At 68.4% G+C, this 11,204-nt stretch carries 9 protein-coding genes and 1 pseudogene; 5 read left to right on the top strand and 5 right to left on the bottom strand.

Going from position 1 to position 11,204, the window contains the following annotated elements; genetic code table 11:
- Nucleotides 1-42: 42 nt before the first annotated feature.
- Both ACFPUZ_RS04275 and ACFPUZ_RS04270 read left to right on the top strand, forming a co-directional pair.
- Nucleotides 43-1,089: pseudogene (locus tag ACFPUZ_RS04275) on the top strand (heme o synthase); the annotation flags it as partial.
- 114 nt (nt 1,090-1,203) lie between these two features.
- Nucleotides 1,204-2,328, top strand: a complete 1,125-nt coding sequence (locus tag ACFPUZ_RS04270; protein WP_377000220.1) for an HNH endonuclease signature motif containing protein — start codon at nt 1,204-1,206, stop codon at nt 2,326-2,328.
- On the opposite strand, the gene ACFPUZ_RS04265 is transcribed toward ACFPUZ_RS04270, so the two are convergent.
- From ACFPUZ_RS04265 to mptB, 5 genes are read right to left on the bottom strand one after another with little or no spacing between them, the layout of a single operon-like run.
- On the bottom strand, nt 2,325-3,290 hold the full coding sequence (locus tag ACFPUZ_RS04265) for a quinone oxidoreductase family protein (protein WP_377000218.1): 966 nt from the start codon (nt 3,288-3,290) through the stop codon (nt 2,325-2,327). The two genes, ACFPUZ_RS04270 and ACFPUZ_RS04265, sit on opposite strands and share 4 nt — an antisense overlap.
- Before the next feature lie 17 nt (nt 3,291-3,307).
- Nucleotides 3,308-4,279, bottom strand: coding sequence for a COX15/CtaA family protein (locus ACFPUZ_RS04260; protein WP_377000216.1), 972 nt, complete (start codon nt 4,277-4,279; stop codon nt 3,308-3,310).
- Nucleotides 4,280-4,329: 50 nt separating this feature from the next.
- Nucleotides 4,330-5,100: an ABC transporter permease gene (locus ACFPUZ_RS04255; protein WP_377000214.1), complete on the bottom strand. Its 771-nt coding sequence runs from the start codon at nt 5,098-5,100 to the stop codon at nt 4,330-4,332.
- A 1-nt stretch (nt 5,101) separates the two neighbouring features.
- On the bottom strand, nt 5,102-6,043 hold the full coding sequence (locus ACFPUZ_RS04250) for an ABC transporter ATP-binding protein (RefSeq protein ID WP_377000212.1): 942 nt from the start codon (nt 6,041-6,043) through the stop codon (nt 5,102-5,104).
- Between the two features lie 6 nt (nt 6,044-6,049).
- Nucleotides 6,050-7,726 carry a polyprenol phosphomannose-dependent alpha 1,6 mannosyltransferase MptB gene (gene mptB / locus ACFPUZ_RS04245; RefSeq protein ID WP_377000210.1) on the bottom strand — a complete coding sequence of 559 codons (1,677 nt, stop codon included), beginning with the start codon at nt 7,724-7,726 and terminating at the stop codon, nt 6,050-6,052.
- Nucleotides 7,727-7,857: 131 nt separating this feature from the next.
- Here mptB and ACFPUZ_RS04240 point away from each other — a divergent pair, with 131 nt between their 5' ends.
- The 3 genes from ACFPUZ_RS04240 to sufD are packed head-to-tail and all read left to right on the top strand — an operon-like array spanning nt 7,858 to nt 11,187.
- Entirely contained in the window at nt 7,858-8,565 is a 708-nt protein-coding gene (locus ACFPUZ_RS04240) for a helix-turn-helix transcriptional regulator (RefSeq protein WP_377000207.1), read from the top strand.
- A complete protein-coding gene (gene sufB / locus ACFPUZ_RS04235; RefSeq protein WP_377000205.1) occupies nt 8,562-10,001 on the top strand; it encodes a Fe-S cluster assembly protein SufB in 1,440 nt (479 codons plus the stop codon). Before ACFPUZ_RS04240 ends, sufB begins: the two co-directional genes overlap by 4 nt.
- Nucleotides 10,002-10,005: 4 nt before the next feature.
- Complete coding sequence (sufD, locus tag ACFPUZ_RS04230; protein WP_377000203.1) at nt 10,006-11,187, top strand: Fe-S cluster assembly protein SufD; 1,182 nt, start codon at nt 10,006-10,008, stop codon at nt 11,185-11,187.
- Nucleotides 11,188-11,204 lie beyond the last annotated feature (17 nt).

Raw genomic sequence — 11,204 nt, 5'->3', positions numbered from 1 at the left:
CGTCAGGATTATCCAACTTAAGGTGGAGAGGGCTAGGATGACAGGGCTGGATTTTTCCGGGGCCGGGAACTTTTCGCCCGCACCGAACGACCAGTCACTGGTAGACGCGACAACAAGCGACATGAATTCTCGACCCGCCGTGGGAGGAACCTTCTCTTGGAGACAATCAAGGCCTATATTGCGCTGACGAAGCCGAGGGTCATTGAGTTGCTCCTCGTCGCCACCATTCCGGCGATGCTGCAGGCGGAACGGGGCGAGAACAACATCATCCTCATCCTGCTCACCGTCATCGGCGGCTGGATGGGCGCCGCTGCGGCCAACACCTTCAACATGGTCGCCGATTCCGACATCGACCAGAAGATGGGCCGCACCCGCGCCCGCCCCCTCGTCCGTCACACCGTGACCAACCGCAAGGCCACCATCTTCGCGTGGTCCCTGCTCATCATCTCGGTGCTGTGGCTGGGCCTGCTGGCCAACTCCTGGCTGGCCGCCGCCTTCATCCTGCTGACCAACTGGTTCTACATCTACGTCTACACCAAGTGGCTCAAGCGGCGGACCTGGCAGAACATCATCTGGGGCGGGGCGGCCGGCTGCATGCCCGTCCTCGTCGGCTGGGCCGTCATCACCGACAACATGCCCGCCGGCGTGCCCGCCCAGTGGTGGCAGGCGATCGTGCTGTTCATGATCATCTTCTTCTGGACCCCGCCCCACACCTGGGCCCTGGCCATGAAGTACCGCGACGACTACGAGAAGGCCGGGGTGCCCATGCTCCCCGTCGTGCGCAAGCCCGTCCAGGTCACCCGCCAGATCGTGTGGTACACGGTCGCCACGGTGATCACCACCCTGCTGCTCGTCCCCGCGGCCTCGTGGATCTACCTCGGGGGCGCGCTCCTCGGCGGCGCCTACTTCCTCATCATGGCGATCTTCCTACACAACGGCGTGAAGAAGGGCCAGAAGGTCAAGCCCCTCAAGCTGTTCATCCTGTCGAACAATTACCTCGCGCTCGTCTTCGTCGCCCTCTCCATCGACGCCGTCCTCGGCTGGGAGACCATCGGCTCGATGCTGGGATGGACCACCACGTTCTTCTAGTTGTCAACCGGTAGGGTGACAGGAACCGCGGTTTCTGTGGATAGCGTCTCGTTGTCCACAGGCCGCGGTTCCTTCTTATCGACGCCCCCTTCCTCCCCGTCTATCGTCCCGGTCATGGAGATCATCGAGGCCTTCCGCGCGCTGCGCGGCATGCGGGTGCTGGGAGCGCTGTTTGACGGCACCCTGCGCGCCGCCACCCTCGATGACCTCGGTTACCGGGACGCCGGCGCCTGGTCGAACCTCGCCTCCGTCTACTACGGCGCCACCCGGGGGAGGACCTTGCAGCGGGCGGCGCGGGAGGCCGCGGGGGACTTGTCGCTGGATGCGCTGCGGGTCGTCGAGAAGCACACGAAGAAGCTGCTGCGTGGCGCGGCCGTGAGCGAGTGGGAACTGCGCGTCGAGCTATGCGCCCTGCGCGGTACCGTCGCCGAGATCGACCGCCTCGCCGCCGCCCGCGTCCGCGAATACAACCGCGCGGTGCAGGATGCGGCGAAGAAGGCCTACGGCCGACGCGCCCTGCGGGGAGGGAAGAACACCGACGCCCAGGGGCTGCGGACCTTCACCGTCACCGGCCCGGAGCGCATCATCGAGGGGGTGCTCTCCGGCGTGCGGGCGGAAGCCAAGCAGCTACGCCGGCAGGACCCAAAGCTGGGTTACGAGCAGGCCATGTTCGACGCCTTCCTGGCCACCGGCGGCCAAGGCGGGGGAGCCGCCCGCGAGATGGTGGTGACAGTGCTGCCCCTGGCGGAGTCGACCAAGGTCCTGCGCCAGGAGGGCGACGAGACAATCTTCGCCCGCACCGACGGCACCACCATCACCGGGGCGGAACTCGTGGCGGAGGCCATGGTGTCCGAGGACTACGTCGGCGTCTTCGACCCGGTGAAGGGAGGCGTCAACCTCTACCGGGACGAGCGCTTCGCCAACTTCAAACAGCGGGTGCTGCTGTCCGCGGAGACCATCGTGTGCCCCCACCCCGGCTGCACGACTCCGGCCTCGGAATGCCAGGTCCACCACCTCACCGCCTGGGAGAAGGGCGGGAACACGAACATCGAGGACCTGACCATGCTGTGTCAGGTGCACAACGCCCGCAACGACGACGACCCGGATAAGCCCCCCAAGAACGGAACGATGGTGCGCGAACCGGGAGGGGTGGTGCACCACCCACCCGACGGCGGGCCACCCCGCAGAAACCGACACCCCATCCGCGACCTGTCGGCGATGGCCCTGGCCCGGTCCTAATCCTGCACGTGCAGGACGATGGAGCCGGTCGTCCGGCGCGCCTGCAGGTCCCGATGGGCCTGGGCGGCATCCGCCAGGGCGTACTCACCGGAGATGCGGAACTTCAGCGTGCCGTCGACGATCGCCTGGGTGACGGCCTGGGCGCGCATGCGGAACTCGCCCTCCCCGGAGGTCCAGGCGCCGATGGAGGGGCGCGTCAGGTAGATCGACCCGTGCGTGTTGAGCAGCTGCGGATCCACCGGCTCCACCGCCCCGGAGGCGGCGCCGAACAGACACACGACGCCGCGGGGGCGGACGGCCTCGAGGGACTCGTGGAAGGTGTCCCTGCCCACGCCGTCGTAGACGACGTCCACGCCGACACCACCGTTGCGACGCCGCACCACCTCGGCGAGGTTGTCCGAGTAGCGGAACACCTCGGTGGCACCCGCCTCGCGGGCCAGCTCGGCCTTCTCGTCGGTGGACACCACCGAGTAGACGCGCACACCCTTGTTGGCGGCCATCTGGGTGGCCAGCAGGCCCACGCCGCCGGCGCCGGCGGTGATGAGGCAGGAGTCGCCCTCCTGCAGGTTGTACACGCCGTAGGTGAGGTAGTGGGCGGTGATGCCCTGCAGCAGCATGGAGGCGGCGACGGTGGGTTCCACGCCCTCGGGCACGGCGACGAGACGCTCCCGGGGCACGCAGACCTGCTCCGCGTAGGAGCCGAAGGCGTCACACCACGCGACGACGGTGCCCTCGGCGATCTCCCCCTGCGGGTCGTGGACGACGCGGCCGGTGCCCTCCAGGCCGGGGACGAAGGGCAGGCCCGCGTGGTAGACGCCCTCGCGGTAGTAGGTGTCGATGTAGTTGACGCCGGCGACGAGGACGTCGACAAGCACTTCGTCATCGGTGGGGACCGGCGGGTCGATGTCGCGCAGGACGAGGACCTCGGGTCCTCCGGTTTCGGTGATCTGGATTGCCTTCATGACAACCAGGCTAGCGATCACTCAGCGGTGACGGTGGCGTTTTTCTCCGCGCGGGTGATTCGACGGCGGCCGTGGGCGTAGAGGAAGGCGGAGAAGGCGACGACGACGGAGCTCATCGCGACGTGGGCGGGGATGGTCCAGCGGGGCACGCCGAGGTTGAACTGGATGACGCCGATGGTCCACTGCACGGCGATCATGAGGACGAGCACCCAGGCGGTGTTCTTCGCGTCCTTGCTGGCCATGCCGCGGTAGAGCAGCCACACGACGAGAAGGGTGGCGGCGAGGTAGACGTACATGGTGCCGGCGTGGATGAGGGCCATGAGCTCGATGTCGACGTCGAGACGCCCGTCCATGCCGACGCCGTCGTCGCCCGAGTGGACGCCCGCGCCGGTGACCATGGTGCCGGTGACCAGGACGGCGGACAGGCACACCGCCGCGACGATGGTGAGGGTGCGGATGATCGGCGCGAACATGCGGACCGGGGGCAGGTCGTCTGGCTCGGCGAGGCGCATGTAGAGCAGGGCGGCGATCCACACGAGGAACATCGACGGCAGGAAGTGGATGGCCACGGCCCACCACTTGAGGTCGAGGTGGACGGAGATGCCGCCGAGGACGGCCTGGACGACGATGCCCAGGCCGGAGATGACGGAGTAGGTGATGATCTCGCGGCGTCGAGAAGCACGCAGCACCGCGATGAACACGGCGATGGCGATGGCGGCGAGGGCGAAGGTGAGCAGCCGGTTGCCGAACTCGATGGCCTGGTGGATGGCCGGCGCCGCCCCCTGGACGGGAACGAGCGAGCCTTCGTGGCAGTTGGGCCACGTGTCGCAGCCGAGGCCGGAGCCGGTGACGCGGACGATCGATCCGGTGACGGTGATCCCGCCCTGCGCGAGCAGCAGAATGAAGGCCAGGATGCGCTGTAGACGCACCGAGGGGCCTCGCGTGGTGGTCGGGTGGTCGGGAGTCACGGTGTCAGTCACGGCGCTCATCCTATCGTTTCGACGTGCGGGTTCGGATCATTGAGGAATGTGAAAAAACTCTAGGCCTCGAAGCGGAACCATCGGACGGCCAGAACCGACGCGACCGCGGCCCAGGCGGCCAGGACGGCGATCTCCAGCCAGGGGACGACGCCGGCGAAGGCGTCCGTCAGCCCGGCGGCCAGTGCGACGGTGGGGACGGCGGTGTACCAGCCGGCGGCGTCGAGACCCACGGCGAAGACGACGTAGCCGAGGGCGCCGACGAGGACGAACCAGATGAGGTTCGCCAGCGCGAGGACCATCTCGGAGCTGAGGGTGCCGCCCATGAGCATGCCCAGCGCGGTGAAGGTGGTGATGCCCAGCACCAGGATCGCCAGCCCGAGCAGCACCCCGCCGGGGGAGGCCCGCCAGCCGAGGAACAGGGCGACGGACCCGAGGAGCAGGATCTGCAGCGCGGACATCGCGGCGACGGCGATGACCTTGCCGAAGATGATCGTCGACGCCGGCACCCCCGAGGCGCCGCTGCGCTTCAACGCCCCGTAGCGACGATCGAAGGCGACGGCGATGGCCTGCCCGGTGAAACCGGAGGACGAGGTGGCGATCGCCAGCACCATCGGCAGGAGCTGCGCGAGGGTGGTCTGCTCGCTGAACATCGCCGTCCGGGCGGTGAGGACGAGGGCGACGAGCGGGATGATGACGCTGAGCAGCTGCTGTTCGCCGTGGCGGAGGAAGAGGATGGTCTCGGTGCGCCCCTGGGCGGCGATCATGCGCGCCGTCGACGCGCGTCGAGGGGCGGGGCGGAAGGTGCCTGGTGCGAAACGGGTGGTGGTCATGTCAGCTCCTCAGGCTTCGTCCGGTGATGTCGAGGAAGACTTCCTCGAGGTTGCGATGATCGACGTCGAGGCGGCGGATGAGGACGTCCTGCTCGGCGGCCGCACGGCTGAGGGCGGCGAGGACGGCCGGGGTGGCCCGGGTGGGCAGGCGGTAGTGGAGGGGACGGAGCGTCTCGACGCCGGGGTGGTCGCCCAGCGCCCTATCGACGCGCGCGACGTCCAGCGCCGAGTCGGTCTCGAAGCTGATGCGCGCCCCGGCGTCCCCGGCGGTGAGTTCGGCGGGGGTGCCGGAGGCGACGACGCGGCCGCGGTCGATGATGACGATGTGGTCCGCGAGGGCCTCGGCCTCGTCCATGAGGTGGGTGGTGAGGATGACGGTGACGCCGTCGCGGCGGAGGGCGTCGATAAGCTCCCAGACGGCGAGGCGGGACTGGGCGTCGAGGCCGGCGGTGGGTTCGTCGAGGAAGACGAGCTCGGGGCGGCCGATGACGGCGAGGGCGAGGGAGAGGCGTTGTTGCTGGCCGCCGGAGAGTCGGCGCCAGGTGGTGCGGCGGACGCCGTCGAGGCCGAGGACGTCGATGAGCCACTCGGGGTCGTGGGGGTCGGCGTTGTAGGCGGCGGCGAGGCGGAGCATCTCGGCGACGCGGATGCCGGAGTAGGAGCCGCCGCCCTGCAGCATGATGCCGATGCGGGCGCGGACGGCCTCGGGTTGGGTGACGGGGTCGAGGCCGAGGACGCGGATCGCGCCGGAGGTGGGGCGTTGGAAGCCCTCGCACATGTCGATGGTGGTGGTTTTGCCGGCGCCGTTGGGTCCGAGGAGGGCGAGGACCTCGCCGCGGCGGGCGGTGAGGGAGAGGCCGTCGACGGCGGTGGTGGGGCCGAAGGTCTTCACCACGTTCTCCAGTTCCAGGGCTGGAGGGGACCCATCGAAAGTTGCAGACACGGTTATTCAGTGTAGGCCACGGAGGGTGCCGCGCCTCAACAGCCACCAGCCGAGGGCGACGACGACGAGGAAGCTGAGCGCCGCCCCGAGATAGATGGAGCCCACGGTCAGCGGGGGCAGGGCCAGCCCGCGGGGGAGCACGGTGAAGGAGAAGAAGGCGGAGTAGGCGACGACGGCGACGCGGAAGAGCATCTGGTTGGCCCACGCGGCGAGGGGGAGGATGGCCCACAGCATGTACCACGGGTGGACGACGGGGAAGAGGATGACGAGGACGAAGGTGGCCACGCCGAGCCCCCCGACGGGGTGGATGGTGCCGCGGAAGGTGGCGAAGAGGAAACGCAGGAGGAAAGCGCCGGCGACGAGGACGCCGACGCCGCGGGTGATGAGCAGCATGGTGTCGGTGTGGTCGCCGAGGCCGAGGAGCATGCCGAAGAACCCGGCGATGACGCCGATGTCGGTGGTCATCGACAGCCAGCTGCGTATCGACGCCGCCCCGCCCTGCCCCGTCACCCAGCCCAGGCCGATGCCGGTCACCGCGGTCACCGCGGCGATGGTGGCCGCCAGGAGGGTGACCTGGACGAGCACGGCGAGGGCGAGGGAGGCGACGGGCCCGCGCCCGACGCGCAGGAAGTGCCGCGCCAGGTTCATGCCGACGAAGCCGAGGGCGAGGAATCCGGTCACCTTGACCATTCCGGCGCCGCCGATGAGGAAGGCGGAGAGGATGATGAGCCCGGCCCCGGAAGCCGGGTCGACCGGCTGCCCGTTGCGGCCGCCCAGCTTATCGACGCCCCGCAGCCCCACCTCCAGCCCCACCAGCATGAGCCCGAGCAGGATCGATTCGTTGTGGATGCCGCCGACGAGGTGGAGGATGGTCAGGGGGTTGAGCATGCCGAGCCACAGGGCGGTGACGGGGTTGACGCGGCAGCGACGCGCCAGCCGGGAGATGGCCCACCCGGCGGCGATGAGGCCGAGGAGCGAGACGAGGCGGTGGGCGAGGACCCCGAGGGTGATGGAGTCGCCCGTGATCCGGCTGATGGTCGAGGCGATGCCCAGGGCGACGGGGCCGTAGGGGGAGGGGGAGTGGGACCAGATGAAGGGGACGGAGCGGGCGAGGGGATCCTCTGGGCCGAGCAGGTCGACGGGCCCCGCCGCATAGGGGTCCATGCCGCGGGCGACGATGGAGCCCTGCGCGAGGTAGGAGTAGATGTCCTGCGTGAACAGCGGCGCGGTGCCCAGCAGGGGGAGCACCCAGGCGGCGAAGGTGCGTTTGATGAGCGAGGGGGTGACGACGGCGTCGTCGATACGCGCGCGTCGATAGGGGGCACCGACGAAGGGACCCATGAGCACCCACGCGAGGACGAGCAACCCGACGCCGACGAGAACCATCGACGAGGATGTGGTGAGCATCCGGGACATGAAGGTGCCGCCGGGGAAGGAGGAGTAGGGGTTGCCCAGGACGGGCAGGGCGCCGGCGCCGAGCGCGCCGAGGCCGATGAGCAGTGAGCCGAGGGTGCCGATCCAGCGCAGCAGCTGGAAGCGGTTGAGTTCGCGGATGCCCAGGCGCGAGCTGCGGGGCTGGAGGTCCTCGCCGGGGTCGACGTGGAGGAGGGCGGACCGGGAACCGGCGGAGCCGAGCCGGGGGAGGCTGGCGCCGAGGGCGCCGAGCGGTCGTCGCGAAGTCACCTGCCCATCGTAGCCGGGTGGACACCCGGAATGAATTAGGGAACACTAGTGTTGTCGAATATGAGGGCGCCGGTCCACCACCCGGCGTCGACGACGACTTGTACCAGCAACAGCGAGGAGGTGACGGCGCGATGAACACCCACCCTGAGGTCCCGGAGACCCGGACCGTGGAGGGCGACACCCGTCGTCAAATCATGCTCATGCTGCTCAAACTCGCGCCGGTGACGGCCTCCGATCTCGCTGACCGCCTCGAGATGTCCGCCGCCGGGGTTCGCCGGCACCTGGACATCCTCGTGGCGGAGGGCCTGGCGGAGACGCTCGACCGGCGCACCAGATCGGCCGGTTCCGCCGCGCGGGGCCGACCGGCGAAGGCGTTCCGCCTCACCGATCAGGGGAGGTCCCATTTCGGGCACTCCTACGATCAGTTGGCGGCGGACGCTCTGGACCTGCTCCGGGAGACCGGAGGGGCGGAGGCCGTCCGCCGTCTGGCGGCGAGCCGCATCGAGCGGATCGTGGCGGGGGTCACCCCGGCCGGCGAGGACGAGGACTCCATCCAGAAGACAGCGGGGGAGTTGGCTGATGCCTTCGACCGTGCCGGGTACGCTGCAACGGTCACCCGTGCCGGGAACGGTATCCAGATCTGTCAGCACCATTGCCCGGTGGCCCACGTGGCCGCCGAGCACCCGGAGCTGTGCGAGGCCGAACATGAGCTGATCTCAGGTCTGGTCGGCGTCCATGTCCAACCGTTGGCCACCATCACCGGTGGCCAGGGCATCTGCACGACGAATATCCCCCTGACACCCATCGAGAAACTTCCAGAAGAAAGGAGCGGATCATGACCCAGGCAACACCGCAGTCGCCGGAGAGCATGAGCGATGACCAGATCATCGAGTCCATCGGTCCGTACAACTACGGCTGGCACGACTCCGACGCGGCCGGTGCCTCTGCGCGCCGTGGCCTGAGCGAGGATGTCGTCCGTGACATCTCCGCCAAGAAGGACGAGCCGGAGTGGATGCTGGAGAAGCGCCTCAAGGCGCTGAGCATCTTCGAGCGCAAGCCCATGCCGACCTGGGGTGCCGATCTGTCGGGCATCGACTTCGACCAGATCAAGTACTTCGTCCGCTCCACCGAGGGCCAGGCCCAGTCCTGGGAGGATCTGCCCGAGGAGATCCGTAACACCTACGACCGTCTGGGTATCCCGGAGGCCGAGCGGCAGCGTCTCGTCGCCGGTGTCGCCGCGCAGTACGAGTCGGAGGTCGTCTACCACCAGATCCGCGAGGACCTGGAGGAGCAGGGTGTCATCTTCCTCGACACCGACACCGCCCTCAAGGAGCAGCCGGAGCTGTTCCGGGAGTACTTCGGCACCGTCATCCCCGACGGCGACAACAAGTTCTCCGCCCTCAACTCGGCCGTGTGGTCGGGCGGTTCCTTCATCTACGTGCCCAAGGGTGTCCACGTGGACATCCCGCTGCAGGCCTACTTCCGCATCAACACGGAGAACATGGGCCAGTTCGAGCGCACGCTCATCATCGTGGACGAGGACGCCTACGTCCACTACGTCGAGGGCTGTACCGCCCCGATCTACAAGTCTGATTCGCTTCACTCCGCGGTGGTGGAGATCATCGTGAAGAAGGGCGGCCGCTGCCGCTACACCACGATCCAGAACTGGTCGAACAACGTCTACAACCTCGTGACCAAGCGTGCCAAGGCCGAGGAGGGCGCCACCATGGAGTGGGTCGACGGCAACATCGGCTCCAAGGTCACCATGAAGTACCCGGCCGTGTGGATGACCGGCCCCTACGCCAAGGGTGAGGTCCTCTCCGTCGCCTTCGCGGGCGAGGGTCAGTTCCAGGACACCGGCGCCAAGATGACCCACATGGCTCCGCACACCTCCTCGAACATCGTCTCCAAGTCCGTGGCCCGGGGCGGCGGTCGTGCCGCCTACCGCGGTCTGGTGCAGATCAACGCCAACGCGCACCACTCCTACTCCAACGTGGAGTGTGACGCACTGCTGGTGGACAACATCTCCCGCTCGGACACCTACCCCTACAACGACATCCGCAACGACCACGTCGTGCTCGGCCACGAGGCCACGGTGTCCCAGGTGTCGGAGGAGCAGCTCTTCTACCTCATGTCCCGCGGTCTCAAGGAAGAGGAGGCCATGGCGATGATCGTCCGTGGCTTCGTCGAGCCCATCGCCAAGGAGCTGCCGATGGAGTACGCACTCGAGCTCAACCGCCTCATTGAACTGCAGATGGAAGGATCGGTGGGCTAGACCGATGACCACAGCTACCGCTGTCGACGCCGCCACCCCGCACAACACCAAGGGTGACCTCTTCTCCTCCTTCAACGTCGAGGACTTCCCTGTCCCGGCGGGCCGCGACGAGGAGTGGCGTTTCATTTCGCTGCGCCGCATCCGCGGCCTGCACAACGGCAAGTTCGACGAGGCCGTCACCCAGGACGTGCTTATCGACGTCCCCGCGGCCGCCGCGGGTGCCGTCACCGTCGAGACCGTCGCCAAGGACGACGAGCGCCTCGGCCGCGCGGCCGCCCCGGTGGACCGGGTCGCCGCGCAGGCCTGGACCTCCATGACCGAGGCCTCCTACATTTCGGTGGCCAAGGACGCGCTCGTCTCCGAGCCGGTCACGGTGACCATCACCGGTCGCGGCGAGGGGGTCACCTCCTTCGGGGCCGTCGTCGTCGATGTCGCCTCCGGCGCCGACGCCGTCGTCTTCGTGCGCTACACGGGCACCGGCACCCACGCCGACAACCTCGAGTTCATCGTCGGTGACAACGCGCGTCTCACCGTCATCGTCGACGCCGACTGGGAATCCGGTGCGGTGCACCTGTCCGGTCAGCACGCCCTGCTGGGCCGCGACGCCACCCTGCGCTACAACGCCGCGACCTTCGGCGGCGACGTCGTCCGCCTGGTGCCGCGCGTGAAGTTCACCGCCCCGGGCGGCGACGCCGAGCTGCTCGGCGTCTACTTCGCCGACGACGGCCAGTACTTCGAGAACCGCCTGCTCGTCGACCACGCCGTGCCGAACTGCCGCTCCAACGTCCTCTACAAGGGTGCGCTGCAGGCCGACCCCACCTCCGCGCTGCCCGACGCCCACACCACGTGGGTCGGCGACGTGCTCATCCGCGCCAACGCGCAGGGCACCGACACCTACGAGGTCAACCGCAACCTGGTGCTCACCGAGGGCGCCCGCGCGGACTCGATCCCCAACCTGGAGATCGAGACCGGCGAGATCGCCGGGGCCGGCCACGCCGCCACCGTCGGTCGCTTCGACGATGAGCAGGTGTTCTACCTCATGGCCCGCGGCATCCCCGAGGCCGAGGCCCGCCGCCTCATCATCCGTGGTTTCTTCTCCGAGGTCATCAACCGTATTCCGGTGGAGTCGATCCGGGAGGAACTGGAGAAGCGCGTCACCGACGAGCTCGAGTCCGTCACCGCTTAAGTTTTCACGCAGCACAC

The organism is Corynebacterium nasicanis (assembly GCF_042658165.1).
GTDB lineage: Bacteria > Actinomycetota > Actinomycetes > Mycobacteriales > Mycobacteriaceae > Corynebacterium > Corynebacterium nasicanis.
The sequence above is the reverse complement of the archived record's forward strand: the minus strand, read 5'-3'. Positions and strand labels throughout refer to the sequence as shown.